Source organism: Streptomyces sp. NPDC060000, assembly GCF_042737375.1.
Classification (GTDB): Bacteria; Actinomycetota; Actinomycetes; order Streptomycetales; family Streptomycetaceae; genus Streptomyces.
In genome coordinates this window covers 1-15,488 of sequence record NZ_JBHWUU010000014.1, presented here as the reverse complement: position 1 = coordinate 15,488, position 15,488 = coordinate 1, and the positions used below count along the sequence as shown (strand labels likewise).

The window sequence follows — 15,488 nt, the reverse complement described above, 5'->3', positions numbered from 1 at the left end:
GTGCCGGACGAGGTGCTGGTGGAGCGCCGTGGCGCGGTGCAGGTCATCACGATCAACCGCCCCGCGGTGAAGAACGCGCTGGACGCCGCGGTGGCCGCCGAAGTGGCGGCCGCGGTGGACCAGCTCGACGGGTCGGACGAGTTGCGGGTCGGTGTGCTCACGGGGGCGGGCGGCACGTTCTCGGCCGGCATGGACCTCAAGGCGTGGCTGCGCGGCGAGTCGCCCGCCATCGAGGGCCGTGGCCTGTGCGGGATCAGCCTGACGCCGCCGCGCAAGCCGCTGATCGCCGCCGTCGAGGGCTGGGCCCTGGCCGGCGGCTTCGAACTGCTGCTGGCCTGCGACCTGGTCGTCGCCGCCCGCACCGCCCGGCTCGGAGTGCCGGAGGTGACGCGCTCGCTGGTCGCGCGGGCGGGCGCCGCACTTCATCTGCCGCGTCGGATCCCGTACGCGATCGCCCTGGAACTCCTGCTCACCGGCGAGCCGATCGACGCCGTACGAGCCGCCGCATACGGCCTGGTCAACCGGCTCACCGACGAGGGCGGCGCACTCGACGGCGCACTTCGACTCGCCGGGACCATCGCCGCGAACGGCCCCCTGGCGGTCGTGGCGACCAAGCACATCGCCCGCTCCACCGCCGACTGGACCCCGGATGAGGCGTGGGGGAAGCAGTTCGACATCGCGGAGCCGGTGTTCCGCTCGCAGGACGCCCGTGAAGGGGCGGCGGCGTTCGCGGAGAAGCGGGCGCCGGTCTGGAAGGGACGCTGACCATGACGGCAGGGCCGCTCGCCGGCTGCCGGGTCGTCGAGCTCGGCGGTATCGGACCGGCGCCCTTCGCCGGGATGCTGCTGGCCGACCTCGGCGCGGAGGTCGTCCGCGTGGACCGGCCCCGGCGGGCGGACGAACCGGACGCCGGGGGACCGGCGGACGTGCTGGGCCGGGGCAAGCGGTCGGCCGCACTCGACCTCAAGGACCCCGCCGCGACCGCCTCGTTCCTCCAACTCGTCGAGCGAGCAGACGTGTTGATCGAGGGATTCCGCCCCGGCGTCACCGAACGGCTGGGCATCGGACCGCACGACTGCCTGGCCCGCAACCCCCGCCTGGTCTACGGCCGGATGACCGGCTGGGGCCAGGAAGGACCCCTGGCGGCGGCGGCCGGACACGACATCACCTACATCGCGCCGACCGGCGCGCTCGGCGCCATCGGGGACGCGGACGGTCCGCCGCAGATCCCGCTGAACCTCGTCGGCGACTTCGGGGGCGGCGGTTGCTACCTCGTGATCGGTGTCCTGGCCGCGCTGCACGCAGTAGCCCGCACGGGCAGCGGCCAGGTCGTCGACGCTGCCGTCGTCGACGGCACGGCCCATCTCCTGGCCAGCACCTTCGCCAAGCTCGGGCGCGGCGAGTGGAGCGACGAGCGGGGCGTCAACCGGTTCGACGGCGGCTGGCCCTTCTACGCCGTGTACGCCACCAAGGACGGCCGCCATGTCGCCGTCGGCGCGCTGGAGCGCAAGTTCTACCGGAGCCTGGTGGAACTGCTCGACCTGGGTGTGGATCCGGACCGCCAGCACGACCGGTCCACCTGGCCGCGGCTGCGGGAGCTGTTGGCGAAACGGTTCGCGCAGCGCACCCGCGATGAATGGGCGGCGCTGTTCGAAGGCACCGACGCCTGTGTGGCACCCGTCCTGAGCCTCACCGAGGCGGCCGCCCACCCCCACCTGGCCGCCCGAGGCAGCCTCTTCGTCCGCGACGGAGTGGTCCAGCCCGCCGCCGCGCCCCGCTTCTCGGCGACCCCGTCGAGCGCGGGCCGGCCGGCACCCGCGGTCGGCGCCGACACCCGGGCCGTGTTCAGGGACTGGGGAGTCGGCACCCCCGCGCGGTACTCCGACTGACCCGAAGGAGCTCTCATGCGAGACGCCGTCATCGTCGACGCCGTACGCACCCCGATCGGCAAGCGCAACGGCTCGCTCGCCCCCGTCCACGCGGCGGATCTGTCGGCCCGGGTGCTGAACGCCCTGGTCGAGCGCACCGGCGTGGATCCCGGCACCGTGGACGACGTGGTCTGGGGCTGTGTCACCCAGGTCGGCGACCAATCCAGCAACGTCGGCCGGTTCGCCGTGCTCGCCGCCGGCTGGCCCGAACACGTCCCCGCCGTCACGGTCAACCGGGCCTGCGGCTCCAGCCAGCAGGCGGTCGACCAGGCCGCGCACGCGGTCATGGCGGGCCAGTACGACCTCGTGGTCGCGGGCGGCGTCGAGACCATGAGCCGGGTGCCGCTCGGCTCGCACCGGATCACGGGACAGCCGTACGGTCCCGCCGTCCTCGCCCGCTACGACGGGTTCGAGTTCGGTCAGGGCATCGGCGCCGAACTCATCGCCGAACGCTGGGGGCTGACCCGCACCAGGCTCGACGAGTTCGCCGCCGGTTCGCACGCGAAGGCCGCCGCGGCGATCGACGCGGGCGTCTTCGACGACCACATCGTGCCGATCGAGGTCGACGGAACCACGTTCGGTGTGGACGAGGGGCTGCGGCGGGGAACCTCGGTCGAGACCCTGGCGCGTCTGAAGCCGTCGTTCAAGGAGGACGGCGTGATCCACGCCGGGAACGCCTCCCAGATCTCCGACGGCGCCGCCGCCCTGCTCGTCACCACCCCGGAGAAGGCCCGCGAACTCGGTCTCACCCCGATCGCCCGCTACCACACCGGAGCCGTCAGCGGCGCGGACCCGATCACCATGCTGCTCGGCCCGGTCCCCGCCACCGAGAAGGTGCTGCGCCGCTCCGGGCTGTCCATCGGCGACATCGGTGTGTACGAGGTCAACGAGGCGTTCGCCCCTGTGCCGTTGGTCTGGCTGGCCGAGACCGGCGCCGACCCCGAGCGGCTCAACCCGCTGGGCGGGGCGATCGGGGTGGGCCATCCGCTCGGCGGCTCCGGCGCCATCCTGATGACCCGGCTGCTGGCCCGGATGCGGCGCGAGGACCTCCGCTACGGGCTCCAGACCATGTGCGAGGGCGGCGGCACGGCCAACGCCACGGTCATCGAGCTGCTGCGATGACCGCCGTGGAGCGTCCGCTGCCCCAACCCACCCTCGCCAGTGCGGGGTTCTGGCGGTCGGGGGCCGACGGGGTGCTGCGGATCCCGCACTGCGCGCACTGCGGACGGTACTTCCATCCGCCGCTGCCGCTGTGCCCGTCCTGCCGCGGCCGGGCGCCGGCCCTGGCACCGGTCTCGGGGAAGGCGGTGGTCGTCGGGTTCAGTGTCAACCACCAGACCTGGCTGCCGGGGTTCCCGCCGCCGTACGTCGTCGCCGTGGTCGCCCTGGCCGAGGACGACCGGGCGCGGCTGACCACGAACATCGTGGGCTGCGGGCCGGACGAGGTGCGCGTCGGCATGCGGGTCAGGGTGCGCTTCGAGCGGCTCGAAGAGGACGTGTACGCCCCCCTGTTCGAGCCCGACCCGCAGGCCGAGGCCGCCGAGGGGCCCGGCCCGCTGCCCGAACCCCGTGAGATCCGCACCGCCCTGCGGCCCATGGCCTCGCCCCACAAGTACGAGGACCGGGTGGCGCTGACTGGTGTGGGGCAGTCACGTGTGGGCCGACGGCTCATGGCCGACCCGCTCTCCCTGACCGTCGACGCCTGCCTGGCCGCGGTCGCGGACGCGGGGCTCGGCATCGAGGAGATCGACGGGCTCTCCACCTACCCGGGGCCGAGTCCCGACGGCATGAGCGAGGGTGGCGTCACCGCCCTGACCGAGGCCCTGCAACTGCGGCCCACCTGGCTCAACGGCGCGCGTGAGGTGCCGGGCCAGATCGGCTCGATCACCGCGGGCATGCTCGCGGTCGCCGCCGGGCTGTGCCGGCACGTGCTGTGCTTCCGCACCGTGTGGGAGTCCTCCCACAACGCGCTGCTGCGGTCCGGGCGCTGGCACTCCGGCAGCGGCCGCGCCACCGGCATGTTCGAGTTCCGGGCGCCCTTCGGAGCGATGTCCGCCGCCCAGTGGATCGGCTGCAACGCCTCCCACTACCTGCACCGTTACGGCGTCGGGCGGGAGGCACTGGGCGCGATCGCCGTCACCGCGCGGGCGAACGCGGCCCGTAACCCCGAGGCCCTGCACCGCGCCCCGATGACGCTCGACGACTACTTCGATGCCCGCCTGATCACGACCCCGTTCGGTCTCTACGACTGCGACGTCCCGTGCGACGGCGCGGTGGCCGTCGTCGTGTCGGCGATCGAGACGGCGTACGACCGCCCCCGGCCGCCCGTCCTGGTGGAGTCGGTCGGCACGGCCGTACTCGAACGGCTCAGCTGGGACCAGGACACCCTGATCCACCTGCCGCAGTCGCACGGCCCCTCCGCACACCTGTGGACCCGCACCGGCCTCACCCCCGCCGATGTCGATGTCGCCCTGCTCTACGACGGGTTCACCTTCAACGCCCTGTCCTGGATCGAGGGACTCGGCTTCTGCGGGCCGGGCGAGGCGACCGACTTCATCGCCGGGGGGAAAACCATCGCCCTGGACGGCGACCTCCCGCTGAACCCGCACGGCGGCCAGCTCTCGGCAGGCCGGCTGCACGGCTACGGCTTCGTCCGCGAGGCCATGCTGCAACTGCGCGGCGACGCGGACGGCCGCCAGGTCGGGGGCGCCCGGGTGGCCGTGGTCACGGCGGGCGGGGGAGTGCCGTCGGGGGCGATGCTGCTGAGGAAGGCCGAGTAGACGGCCTTCGCTCGCATGTGGCCGTCGAAGACGACGGACGGCGCTCCGGCCTTTTGCAGGGCGCCGGCCACGAGGTGACGGGTGCCCTCTCGTCGTTTCGACGGACCATGTGTCGACCGGTCGGTCCAGTCACCCCTGTCGTCGGGGCTCCCGCGGCAACCCCAGCCCGCGCTCGGCGACCTGTGTCCGCAGCACCTCGTTCGCCCCGCCCGCGATCGTGTACGCGCGCGAGTACAGGTGCGCGTCCTGCCACCACCCGCCCGCCACGGCCTCCGGGTCGTCCTCGGTGAGCAGTCCGTCCGTGCCCTGGAGGCGCAGCCCGAAGTCGGCCAGGTCGTGATTGAGCTCGCTGAAGAAGACCTTGCCCAGCAGGGCGTCCTCGGGCCGCTCCGTGCCGTGCAGCATCCTCGACTGCGCGAGACCGGTCATCGCGGCGTTCACCTGTACCCGTGCCGCGAGTTCACCGATCGCCTGCCGGGTGGCGGAGTCGTCGAGGGCGGGCCGGCCGCCGACCGGCGTCTCCTCGGCGAGCCGCACCAGGTCGTCCAGCACGGCGGACAGCTCGGCGCCGCGCGCGGCCACGCCGGAACGTTCACGGCCGAGGCTGCTCATCGCCACCCGCCAGCCGTCGTTCACCCCGCCGATCACCTCGGCGGCCGGTATCCGGACACCGTCGAGGAAGACCTCGTTGAAGTCGGTGGTCCCGGTGATCTCGCGCAATGGCCGCACGTCGACGCCGGGGCTGCGCATGTCCAGCGCGAGCGCCGTGATACCCCGGTGCTTCGGGGCGTCCGTGTCGGTGCGCGCGAGCAGGTAACCCATGTCCGCGTGCCGGCCGTTGGTCGTCCACACCTTCTGGCCGTCGACGACGAACACCGCGTCCTCGCCCTCGCCCTCGCGGCGGGCCCGGGTGCGCAGCGCCGCCAGGTCGCTGCCCGCCTCCGGCTCGCTGAACAGCTGGCACCACACGTCCGCGCAGCTGCGGATGCGGGGCAGGAAACGCGCGCGCTGTGCGTCGGTGCCGAAGTCGAGGAGGGCGGCCGAGGCGAGTGAGGCCGCGCCGACGGGCGGCCAGGTGCGGGCGCGGGCGATCTCCTCTGCGACGACGGCCGGTTCGAGGGGATGGGCGTCCGGCCGGCCACCGTACTCGGCGGGCCAGTCGATGCCGAGGAGGCCCGCCCCGTACAGCTTCGCGGTCCACTCCCGGATCGCCGGCATCAGTGCGGGGTCGGGTGCGCGCACTCCGGAGTGCGGCTTGGCCCCGGGCGCGTGCTCCGCCACGAAGGCGCGCACCTTCCTGCGGAACGCCTCGAGTTCGGGTGCGGGTTCCAGTCGCATCGCCGCCGGCTCCTCGGTCCTCAAGCTGATCCTCATACAGGCCCCCGGTACAGGCCCTCATGCGGGTCCTTGTACGGGTCCTCATGCAAGTGATCTCGAATAGAGGGTACTCTAACGGGATCATCAGGTCCGTCGCCAGGGCCCAGACGGCAGAATCAGTACCCCGATCTCGGCGCGGGACGTCCGTCCCGCACGTTCCGCGCCCCGGTGGCCAATAGACTGGGGATCCGCAATGTCCCCTCAGAGGAGTTGGCCCATGGCGACTGCCGTCGACCGCGAGCCCGACGGCGAGACCGGTATCCCGGTCGGCAAGCTGGCCGCTCAGACCGCTCAGCGCATCGAGGCGACCGTGATCCGCCGGGGCTGGCCCGTCGGTGAGTCGCTGGGCTCCGAGGTGGACCTGCGGGAGCAGCTCGGGGTGAGCCGTGCGGTGCTGCGCGAGGCGGTGCGGCTGGTCGAGCACCACCAGGTGGCCAGGATGCGGCGCGGCCCGGGCGGCGGCCTGATCGTCTGCGCCCCCGACGCGGGACCGGCGACCCGGGCGATGGTGATCTACCTGGAGTACGTCGGAACCAGCGTCACCGACCTGCTCCGGGCCCGCCAGCTCCTCGAGCCGATCGCCGCCGGCCTCGCCGCCGACCGCATCACCGAAGAGGGCATCGCCACGCTCCGGGCCACGCTCGACTCCGAACGCGGTCACTGGGACGACCCGTCGGTCCATTCGCAGGACCCGCTGCACCCGGTGCTCGGACGGTTGTCGGGCAACCCGGTGCTGCACCTGTTCATCGACGTGCTCACCCGCCTGACCGCCCGGTACGCGCACACCTCCCGGCGGATCTCCAGGGCGGAGATGCACGCGGCGAAGGAGACCTCGCACCGTGAGCACCGCGCGGTGGTCGACGCCGTCATCGCCGACGACGGCGCACGCGCGCAGAGCGAGCTCACCGCGCATCTGGAGTCGGTGGCCGCCTGGATCGAGAAGCACCGGGTGCGCCGCGGGCAGCGGATCTCGGGGAACGTGGTCGAGCCCGAGCTGGTCGAAGGCCCACGGGCCAAGCTCGCCGAGGTGGTGGCCGCCCGGATCCACGACGACATCGCCGCGCGGGGCCGGCAGATCGGCATGGTCCTCGGCTCGGAGGCCGATCTGCTGGCCCGCTACGAGATCAGCCGGGCCGTCCTGCGGGAGGCGGTACGGCTGCTGGAGTACCACCAGGTCGCCCGGATGCGCCGGGGCCCCGGTGGCGGACTGGTCGTCACCGCGCCCGAGCCGCAGGCCAGCATCGACACCATGGCGCTCTTCCTCGAGTACCAGGGCGTCACCGCCGACGACCTGCGGATCGTCCGCAACGCCATCGAACTCGGCAGCGTCGCCCGGGTGACCGCCCGGCACGCCGAGGGGGACACGGAGGTCGCGGAGCGCCTCGCGAAGGCGGTCCGCCGGCCCACCGAGGGCCCGGTCGGCGATCTGCGCAAGGCCGACCTGTTCCACTCCGAACTGGCGGCCCTGTCCGACAACCCGGTGCTCTCGCTCTTCCTCTCCATCATCACCGAGCTGTTCCGCCGGCACGCCTCGGGCCACGACCGGCCGCTGCCCGGAGACACCGCGGCCGACGAGGTCCAGCACGTCCACCAAAGCATTCTCGACGCGATCGTCCAGGGCGACGCGGGAGTCGCCCGCCATCGCATGCGCCGTCACCTGGACGCTCTCATTCCCTGGTGGCACTGATTCAGTGAACTGATCTGAGACGCCCCATGCCCATTGCTCTGTGGCATGGGGCGTTCTGCTATGCCGGACGAGCTAATTGCGTATACTGAATAGGGTCGACGGTCGAAGGAGATCCGATGCGACGGACCCTGTTCGAACAGGACCACGAGGACTTCCGTCTCCTGGTCCGTGACTACCTCGCCCGCGAGGTGCTCCCGGTGTACGAGGACTGGCGGCGCGCCGCACTCGTCCCCCGCGAGCTGTTCACCTCGATGGGCAAGCTCGGCATCCTCGGCACGGCCGTCCCGGAGGAGTACGGCGGGGGCGGCCGCGACGACTACCGCTTCAACGTCGTCATCCAGGAGGAGTGCGCCCGCGCCGGCGTCACGCTGGGCGGCCTGCGCACCCATCTCGACGTGGTCGTGCCGTACTTCACCGGCCTCGCCGACGCCGGGCAGCGGGCCCGCTGGTTCCCGGGACTCGCCTCGGGCGAGCTGTACACCGCGATCGCGATGAGCGAACCGGGCACGGGCTCCGACCTGGCAGGCGTCACGACCCGGGCGGTGCGCGACGGCGACCACTACACACTGGACGGCGCCAAGACCTTCGTCACCGGCGGACACCACGCCGACCTGGTGATCGTCGTGGCCCGCACCGCCACCGACCCGGACGACCGGCGCGCCGGGCTCTCCCTCCTCGTGGTGGAGAAGGGCATGCCCGGGTTCACGGTCGGGCGCAGGCTGGAGAAGATCGGCCTCCCGGCCCAGGACACCGTGGAGCTGTCCTTCGACGGCGTCCGGGTCCCCGCCGCCAGCCTGCTGGGCGAGGAAGGCGCCGCCTTCACCCACCTCGGCCGCAACCTGGCCCAGGAACGACTGGCCATCGCGGTCGGCGCCGTCGCCCAGGCCCGCGCCGCGATCGACCTGACCCTCGCCTACGTCCGCGACCGGACGGTGTTCGGCAGACCGGTCGCCCACTTCCAGAACACGAAGTTCGAACTCGCCTCGATGTCCGCCGACCTGGAGGCGTCCCAGGCCCTGCTCGACACGGCGCTCACGGCGCTGGGCGCCGGCGAACTCGGTCCGGCCGACGCGGCCAGGACCAAGCTGTTCTGCACCGAGACGCAGGGCCGCGTCGTCGACCGCTGTCTGCAACTGCACGGCGGCCACGGCTACATCCTCGAGTCCCCGATCGCCCGGCTGTACGCCGACGCCCGGGTGACCCGCATCTACGGCGGGACCAGCGAGGTCCTGAAGACCATCATCAGCAAGTCCCTCGGCCTGTGAGGAGTCCCAAGTGAACATCGACGGTTCAGTGGCGCTGGTCACCGGCGGCGCCTCCGGCCTCGGACTGGCCACCGCGCGCCGCCTCGTCGACCGTGGCGGCCGAGTCGTCCTGGCCGACATCTCCGAGGAGCAGGGCGTCAAGGCGGTGGCCGACCTCGGCGACCCCGCCCGCTTCGTCCGCGCCGACGTCACCGACGAGGCCTCGGTCACGGCCGCCCTCGACGCGGCGCGGGAATCCGGTCCGCTGCGCTTCGTCGTGCACTGCGCGGGACGCGGCGGCGACCGCACCCGCATCGTCGACCGCGACCGCGCCCCCGGCGAACTGGCCACGTTCGCCGAGGTGATACGCGTCAACCTGATCGGCACGTACAACGTGCTGCGCCTGGCCGCCGCACGCCTCTCCGGCAACGACGTCGTCGACGGCGACCGCGGAGCCGTGGTCCTGACCGCGTCCGTCGCCGCCTTCGACGGCCAGATCGGCCAGACCTCCTACACCGCCGCCAAGGCGGGCGTGCACGGCATGACCCTTGTCGCCGCCCGTGACCTGGCGAGCTGGCAGATCCGGGTGAACACCATCGCGCCGGGAATCATGGACACCCCCATGCTCGGCCGGCTGCGCACCGACATCCGCGACGGACTCGCCGCGACCGTGCCCCACCCCAGACGCCTCGGTGATCCCGACGACTTCGCCCGCCTGGCCGTCGAGATGCTGGAGAACCCCTACCTCAACGGCCAGACCGTCCGTCTCGACGGCGCCCTGCGCATGGCTCCGCGCTGAACGGGCTGAGGGATCCGATGAGTTCGGCCGACGACTTCCGGGCCGCTCTGCGCACATTCCTGACCGGCCACCACCCCGGCCGGCGCCCGAAGGACCCCGCCGAACGGCTGGCCTGGCACAAGGCCTGGCTCGCCACGCTGTTCGACGCCGGGTACGCGGGCCCGGGCTGGCCACGCGAGTACGGCGGGATGGACCTGGACTTCGCGCGCCAGGTGATCTACCAGGAGGAGTACGCCGGAGCCCGGGTCCCGGGCCCTCTGGGCACCGGACTCGGCATCGCGGCGCCCACCCTGATCAAGTACGGCACACTCGGGCAGAAGGAACGCTTCCTGCGCCCCATGCTGCGCGGGGACGCCGTATGGGCACAGGGCTACTCCGAGCCGGAGGCGGGCTCCGACCTGTCGGCGCTTCGCACGACAGCCCGCCGGGAGGGAGGCGAATACGTCGTCAACGGGCAGAAGGTGTGGAACAGTTCGGCCGACGTCGCCGACGTCCTCTTCACCCTCGTCCGCACCGGACCTCCGGACTCGCGCCAGGACGGCATCAGTTACCTGCTGATCGACGCCCACGCCCCGGGCGTGACCGTACGCCCGCTGCGCGACCTCACCGGGGACGCGCACTTCTGCGAGATCTTCTTCGACGACGTACGCGTGCCGGTGGCCGACAGGGTCGGCGCGGAGAACGGCGGCTGGCCGCTGGTGCGGACGAGCCTCGGCCACGAGCGGGCGGCCGGTGCGATGAACCAGGCGGCCCTGTACCGCCGTGTGCTCGACGAGCTGATCGAGCTGGCGCACGCACGCGGGGCGACCGCGGACCCGCTGGTGTGCGACCGGCTGGCGGACTTCGAGATCCGGGTGTCGATCATGCGGCTCACCGGGATGCGGACCATCGCCGACATCATGGCGAAGGGTGAACCCGGACCCGCGTCCTCGACTTCGCGGCTCTTCGTCGTGACGTTCGAGCAGGAGCTCCACGAGTTCGCCGTGGACCTGCTCGGGCCGTACGGGATCCTCGGCCGGGGCGACCCGCACGCCGTCCAACGAGGGCGCTGGGTGCGGGGATTCCTGCGCACCCGGGCCTCGACCATCGGGGCGGGCACCGCCGAGATCCAGCGCAACACGATCGCCGAGCAGGTGCTGGGCCTGCCCCGCGACCCGGCGATGCCTACCACGGGGAGGGCGCGATGAGAGCCGCACGCTGTACGGGGTACGGGCCACCCGGGGGTCTGTCGGTGGTCGAACTCGACGATCCCGAGCCCGGGCCGGGCGAGGTCCTGGTCCACGTACACGCCGCCGCGGTCAACTTCCCCGACGTCCTGCTCGTGGCCGACCGCTACCAGGTGTCCGCACCGCTGCCGTTCACCCCCGGCAGCGAGTTCGCCGGCGTCGTGGCCGCCCTCGGACCCGGGGTCTCCGGCCCCGCGGTGGGCACTCCCGTGGCCGGGGCGGTGCTGACGGGCGCCTTCGCCGAGCGGGTCGTCGTCCCCGTCACGGGCCTGCGCCCTGTCCCCGACGGGCTCGACATGGTCCACGCCGCCGCCTTCCATGTGACCTACGCGACCGCCTACCACTGTCTGGTCACCGTCGGGCAGGGCAGGGCGGGGGAGTGGGCGGCCGTGCTCGGGGCCGCCGGCGGGGTCGGCTCCGCGGCCGTCGACATCGCGACCCGGCTCGGGATGCGCGTGGTCGCGGCCGCGTCGAGCCGGGAACGGCTCGCGGTCGCCCGCGAACTCGGCGCCGAGGCCGGCGTCGACTACGTGCGCGAGGACCTCAGGGCGCGGATCCGCGAGGTGACCGGCGACGGCGCCCACCTCGTGGTCGACCCGGTGGGCGGCGACCACTCCGAGGCCGCCCTGCGCGCGCTGCGGCGGAGCGGCCGGTTCGTGACCGTGGGCTACGCCGACGGGAGGATCCCCCGGATCCCGCTGAACCTGGTGCTGCTCAAGGACGCGGTCGTACGGGGCTTCGAGATCCGCCTGCTGCGGCAGTACGCCCCGGACGCGGTGGCCGCCGGCGACCGGGCGCTCGCCCGGATGGTCCGGGACGGGATGCGCCCGCTCGTCTCCCGCGTTCACCCCCTCGCCGAGGTGGCGTCGGCGCTGACCGACGTGGCGGAACGCCGCACCACCGGCAAGGTGGTCATCGACCTGACCGGCGCCTCCTGAACATCTGTCAGAACGTGGGAAGTTGAGGGCGTCGCTTGACGTATCCGGCGGCGTCCACGCGCATCTGCATGCCGGTGACGTAGCGGGACTCGTCGGAGACCAGGAAGAGCACGGTGTCGGCGATGTCCTCCGGTTCGACGTAGGGGATGCCGAAGCCGGTCGTCGCGGGGAAGGAGGGCAGCGCGTCCTCCCGCCCCGGGTTCTCCAGGTCGGGCCGGAACGACCGGTACATCAGATCGCTGTTGAGCATGTCGGTGTTGACGTTCGTGGGATGCAGCGCGTTGACCCGGATCCGCCGGGACGCGAGAACCGTCGCCAAGTCATGTACGAACGAGGCCACTTGACGCTTCGCGAACGAATAGCCCAGCCCGCCGGGCCCGTTGGCCGGGTTGTCGGTGGTCGCCGGGATCAGCCCGGCGATGGATCCGGTCGCGACGATCGAGGCGCCGTCGGGCAGATGGGGCAGGGCCGCGTCGACCGCGTGGACCACCCCGTTGAAGTCGACCGTGATCGCGTCGAGAAAGGCTTGCGCGCTCTGCCCGGGACCCAGCGGACAGATGCCGGCCTGGGCGACCACGGCGTCGAGGCGTCCCAGCTCGGCCACCCCCTCGGCCACGGCCGCCCTGAGCGCCGCCGGATCACGCACGTCCGCCTTGCGGGCGACGATGCGCCGGCCCAGCTTCTCGACCTCCCGCACCGTCTCGGCCAGGTCGTCCTCGGTGGCCAGCGGATAGCCGTTGGTGGCGATGTCCTCGCAGAGGTCGACGGCGATGATGTCGGCCCCTTCCGCGGCGAGCCTGACCGCCTGGGCCCGTCCCTGTCCGCGCGCGGCTCCGGTGATGAAGACGACCTTGTCCTGCACTCGACCCATGGGGTCTCCTTCCGTCGCACGAAAGAGTAGCCTTAATGGCGGGGTGAGGAATTGTTGGTTCCTCAGGAATGGCGCCATTTCTTGTCGATTTCCGGCCCGCCACCACTGAGTGGGACGCGATCAGTGCACGTAATGCGCCCAGTGCTAGAGAGTCCCCGAGACCGAGGGAGCACAAGGATGCCGTTGCAGCCATGGATGAAGTTGCTGTCGACCGACGATCATCTGATCGAGCCCCCGCGACTGTGGTCGGACCGTCTGCCGGCGAGGTTCCGGCAGGACGGGCCGCGCATCGTGGAGCAGCCGCGGGGAGCGGGACAGGCGCCCGCCGAGGTGTGGGTCTACGAGGACCGCGTCTACCCGTACATCGGCCTCAACGCCGTCGCGGGCAAGACACCCGAGGAGCTCGGCCTCGAACCGACCCGCTACGACGAGATGATCCCGGGCTGCTACGACCCCAGGGCCAGGATCCGCGACATGGACCTGGACGGGGTGTGGGGCGCCCTGTGCTTCCCGTCGTTCCCGGGGTTCTCCGGCCACGTCTTCCTCGACGGGAAGGACCGTGAGCTGGCGCTGCTGTGCGTGCGGGCGTGGAACGACTTCGTCCTCGACGAGTGGTGCGCCACCGCGCCGGGGCGGCTCGTCCCCCTGGTCATCATGCCGATGTGGGATGTACAGGCCTGTGTCGCGGAGATCCACCGGACCGCGGCCAAGGGGGCGAAGGCGATCTCCTTCCCGGAGAACCCCGCCCCCCGCGGCCTGCCCTCCTTCCACACCGACCACTGGGACCCCATGTTCTCGGCGGCCGAAGAGACCGACATGCCGCTGTGCCTGCACTTCGGCACCTCCGGCAAGCCCCCGAAGACGGCTCCCGAGGCCCCCTTCGCCGTGACCATCGCCCTCTTCGGCTGCAACGCCATGTTCGCCACCGCCGACCTGCTTTTCTCCCCGGTGCTGCACAAGCACCCCAAGCTGAAGATCGGCCTGTCGGAGGGCGGGATCGGCTGGATCCCGTACCTGCTGGAGCGCAGTGACGGCACCTGGGATCGGCACCGCTTCTACCAGAACGTCAACCAGAGCGTGCGGCCCTCCGAGCTGTTCCACAAGCACTTCCACGGCTGCTTCATCGACGACCGCTTCGGGGTCGAGGTCCGCCACCACGTCGGCATCGACAGGATCACCTGGGAGTGCGACTACCCGCACTCCGACTCCTACTGGCCCAAGAGCCGTGCCTACGCGGCCGAGGTCCTGGCCGACGTACCGGATGACGAGGTGCACAAGATCGTGGAGTTGAACACCCGCCGCCTGTACAACCTCCCGGCATGAGCCGGCGCCCGGAGTCCGAGCGGTCCGACTGGACCGACCTGGACCTGCTCACCCGTGAGGAGGCGCACGGCCGCCTCCTCACGGAGATCGCCGAGACGGACGTACGCCTCGCCGGACTCGGTGACTCCGACGAGGCCGAGCGAGATCTCCTCCGGTCCCGGCTGCGCGCCCTTCGCGAGGCGGCCGAGGAACTGACCGACCACTCGGAAGAGGGCTGAGGCCGCCATGGGACGTGTGGAGGGCAAGGTCGCGCTCATCACGGGAGCGGCGCGGGGGCAGGGCCGCTCGCACGCCGTGCGACTGGCCGAGGAGGGCGCGGACGTCGTCGTCACCGACGTCTGCCATGACATCGGCGACGAGCTGCCGTATCCGCTCGCGTCGAAGGAACAGCTGCAGGAGACGGCGGAGTCGGTGCGCGCGACGGGCCGGCGGTGTGTCGCCGTACAGGCCGACGTCCGCTCGATCGTCGAGGTGCGGGCGGCGGTCGACGCGGCGCGGACCGAGTTCGGGCGGCTCGACGTGGTGGTGGCCAACGCCGGGGTCATGAGTTCCGGCGCCGCCTGGGAGCTGTCCGAGGAGGTCTGGGACATCGTCGTCGACGTCAACCTCAAGGGCGCCTGGAACACCGCGCGGGCCGCGATCCCCTGGATGATCGAGGCCGGGCAGGGCGGTTCGATCGTCATCACCAGCTCGGCCGCCGGGATCCGTGGTCATGTGCCGTACGCCCACTACGTGGCCAGCAAACACGGCGTGGTCGGTCTGATGAAGGCACTGTCCAACGAGCTGGCTCCGCACCGCATCCGGGTCAACACCGTCCACCCCACGGGGGTCAGCGACACGGGCATCTCCGTCGGCGTGCCCGTCGAGGAACTCGCCGCCCGGGAACCGCTGTTCGCCCTCGCCGCGATGAACCCCCTCGCCCCGTACGTCGAGCCGCGGGACGTGTCCAACGCCGTCCTGTTCCTCGCCTCGGACGAGGCGCGGTACGTCACGGGACTGCAGTTCACCGTCGACGCGGGATCGACCAACAAGCCGTAGAACGGAGTGGATCGCATTGAAGATCACGGTCGACACGTCGGCGTGCTCCGGGCACGCGCGGTGTGCCGCGGCGGCACCGGGACTCTTCCGCCTGGACGAAGACGGCTATGCGCTGCCCTTCGAGGGAGAGGTTCCCGCGGGCCTCGAACAGGCCGCCCGTGACGGGGAGTCCGCCTGCCCGGAACGGGCGATCACCATCGGGTGACATGGCGCCGGGTGACATGGCGCCGGGTGACATGACGCCGGGTGGCATGGCTGAGCCCCACGGCTCGAAGGC

General features: G+C 72.0%; 15 protein-coding genes. 13 read left to right on the top strand and 2 right to left on the bottom strand.

The genetic code is table 11. The features are described from left to right. From ACFWBB_RS10205 to ACFWBB_RS10190, 4 genes are read left to right on the top strand one after another with little or no spacing between them, the layout of a single operon-like run. Complete coding sequence (locus ACFWBB_RS10205; RefSeq protein WP_385269111.1) at positions 1-765, top strand: crotonase/enoyl-CoA hydratase family protein; 765 nt, start codon at positions 1-3, stop codon at positions 763-765. Between the two features lie 2 nt (positions 766-767). Continuing rightward, on the top strand, positions 768-1,889 hold the full coding sequence (locus ACFWBB_RS10200; RefSeq protein WP_385269109.1) for a CaiB/BaiF CoA transferase family protein: 1,122 nt from the start codon (positions 768-770) through the stop codon (positions 1,887-1,889). Between the two features lie 15 nt (positions 1,890-1,904). Beyond that, on the top strand, positions 1,905-3,050 hold the full coding sequence (locus ACFWBB_RS10195) for a thiolase family protein (protein WP_385269107.1): 1,146 nt from the start codon (positions 1,905-1,907) through the stop codon (positions 3,048-3,050). After that, complete coding sequence (locus tag ACFWBB_RS10190) at positions 3,047-4,708, top strand: OB-fold domain-containing protein (protein WP_385269105.1); 1,662 nt, start codon at positions 3,047-3,049, stop codon at positions 4,706-4,708. Before ACFWBB_RS10195 ends, ACFWBB_RS10190 begins: the two co-directional genes overlap by 4 nt. A 129-nt stretch (positions 4,709-4,837) precedes the next feature. Here ACFWBB_RS10190 and ACFWBB_RS10185 read toward each other — a convergent pair whose 3' ends face one another. Continuing rightward, positions 4,838-6,046, bottom strand: coding sequence for an acyl-CoA dehydrogenase family protein (locus tag ACFWBB_RS10185; RefSeq protein ID WP_385269103.1), 1,209 nt, complete (start codon positions 6,044-6,046; stop codon positions 4,838-4,840). 256 nt (positions 6,047-6,302) lie between these two features. Between ACFWBB_RS10185 and ACFWBB_RS10180 the strand changes: the two genes are divergently transcribed. From ACFWBB_RS10180 to ACFWBB_RS10160, 5 genes are all read left to right on the top strand, one after another. Further along, complete coding sequence (locus ACFWBB_RS10180) at positions 6,303-7,772, top strand: FadR/GntR family transcriptional regulator (protein WP_385269101.1); 1,470 nt, start codon at positions 6,303-6,305, stop codon at positions 7,770-7,772. A 116-nt stretch (positions 7,773-7,888) separates the two neighbouring features. Then, positions 7,889-9,037 carry an acyl-CoA dehydrogenase family protein gene (locus ACFWBB_RS10175; RefSeq protein ID WP_385269099.1) on the top strand — a complete coding sequence of 383 codons (1,149 nt, stop codon included), beginning with the start codon at positions 7,889-7,891 and terminating at the stop codon, positions 9,035-9,037. A gap of 10 nt (positions 9,038-9,047) precedes the next feature. Then, complete coding sequence (locus ACFWBB_RS10170) at positions 9,048-9,815, top strand: SDR family NAD(P)-dependent oxidoreductase (RefSeq protein WP_385269097.1); 768 nt, start codon at positions 9,048-9,050, stop codon at positions 9,813-9,815. 17 nt (positions 9,816-9,832) lie between these two features. Next, the gene (locus tag ACFWBB_RS10165) at positions 9,833-11,002 is read left to right on the top strand and encodes an acyl-CoA dehydrogenase family protein (protein ID WP_385269095.1); all 1,170 of its coding nucleotides are present in this window, start codon (positions 9,833-9,835) and stop codon (positions 11,000-11,002) included. Continuing rightward, positions 10,999-11,979: an NADPH:quinone oxidoreductase family protein gene (locus ACFWBB_RS10160; RefSeq protein WP_385269093.1), complete on the top strand. Its 981-nt coding sequence runs from the start codon at positions 10,999-11,001 to the stop codon at positions 11,977-11,979. The genes ACFWBB_RS10165 and ACFWBB_RS10160 overlap by 4 nt, the downstream gene beginning before the upstream one ends. Before the next feature lie 7 nt (positions 11,980-11,986). Here the strand turns inward: ACFWBB_RS10160 and ACFWBB_RS10155 are convergent, their stop codons facing one another. Continuing rightward, entirely contained in the window at positions 11,987-12,850 is an 864-nt protein-coding gene (locus ACFWBB_RS10155) for a mycofactocin-coupled SDR family oxidoreductase (RefSeq protein WP_385269091.1), read from the bottom strand. A gap of 177 nt (positions 12,851-13,027) precedes the next feature. Here ACFWBB_RS10155 and ACFWBB_RS10150 point away from each other — a divergent pair, with 177 nt between their 5' ends. From ACFWBB_RS10150 to ACFWBB_RS10135, 4 genes are read left to right on the top strand one after another with little or no spacing between them, the layout of a single operon-like run. Further along, positions 13,028-14,173, top strand: a complete 1,146-nt coding sequence (locus ACFWBB_RS10150) for an amidohydrolase family protein (protein ID WP_385269089.1) — start codon at positions 13,028-13,030, stop codon at positions 14,171-14,173. Further along, on the top strand, positions 14,170-14,391 hold the full coding sequence (locus tag ACFWBB_RS10145; RefSeq protein ID WP_385269087.1) for a hypothetical protein: 222 nt from the start codon (positions 14,170-14,172) through the stop codon (positions 14,389-14,391). The genes ACFWBB_RS10150 and ACFWBB_RS10145 overlap by 4 nt, the downstream gene beginning before the upstream one ends. A 7-nt stretch (positions 14,392-14,398) precedes the next feature. Beyond that, positions 14,399-15,211 (top strand): mycofactocin-coupled SDR family oxidoreductase, encoded by an 813-nt coding sequence (locus ACFWBB_RS10140; protein WP_385269085.1) that lies wholly within the window; start codon positions 14,399-14,401, stop codon positions 15,209-15,211. Positions 15,212-15,227: 16 nt separating this feature from the next. Beyond that, a complete protein-coding gene (locus ACFWBB_RS10135) occupies positions 15,228-15,416 on the top strand; it encodes a ferredoxin (protein WP_385269083.1) in 189 nt (62 codons plus the stop codon). Positions 15,417-15,488 lie beyond the last annotated feature (72 nt).

Coding starts and splice junctions, on each gene's coding strand:
- ACFWBB_RS10200 (WP_385269109.1), top strand. CDS start 768: ATGACGGCAGGGCCGCTCGCCGGCTGCCGGGTCGTCGAGCTCGGCGGT.
- ACFWBB_RS10195 (WP_385269107.1), top strand. CDS start 1,905: ATGCGAGACGCCGTCATCGTCGACGCCGTACGCACCCCGATCGGCAAG.
- ACFWBB_RS10190 (WP_385269105.1), top strand. CDS start 3,047: ATGACCGCCGTGGAGCGTCCGCTGCCCCAACCCACCCTCGCCAGTGCG.
- ACFWBB_RS10185 (WP_385269103.1), bottom strand. CDS start 6,046: ATGCGACTGGAACCCGCACCCGAACTCGAGGCGTTCCGCAGGAAGGTG.
- ACFWBB_RS10180 (WP_385269101.1), top strand. CDS start 6,303: ATGGCGACTGCCGTCGACCGCGAGCCCGACGGCGAGACCGGTATCCCG.
- ACFWBB_RS10175 (WP_385269099.1), top strand. CDS start 7,889: ATGCGACGGACCCTGTTCGAACAGGACCACGAGGACTTCCGTCTCCTG.
- ACFWBB_RS10165 (WP_385269095.1), top strand. CDS start 9,833: ATGAGTTCGGCCGACGACTTCCGGGCCGCTCTGCGCACATTCCTGACC.
- ACFWBB_RS10160 (WP_385269093.1), top strand. CDS start 10,999: ATGAGAGCCGCACGCTGTACGGGGTACGGGCCACCCGGGGGTCTGTCG.
- ACFWBB_RS10155 (WP_385269091.1), bottom strand. CDS start 12,850: ATGGGTCGAGTGCAGGACAAGGTCGTCTTCATCACCGGAGCCGCGCGC.
- ACFWBB_RS10150 (WP_385269089.1), top strand. CDS start 13,028: ATGCCGTTGCAGCCATGGATGAAGTTGCTGTCGACCGACGATCATCTG.
- ACFWBB_RS10145 (WP_385269087.1), top strand. CDS start 14,170: ATGAGCCGGCGCCCGGAGTCCGAGCGGTCCGACTGGACCGACCTGGAC.
- ACFWBB_RS10140 (WP_385269085.1), top strand. CDS start 14,399: ATGGGACGTGTGGAGGGCAAGGTCGCGCTCATCACGGGAGCGGCGCGG.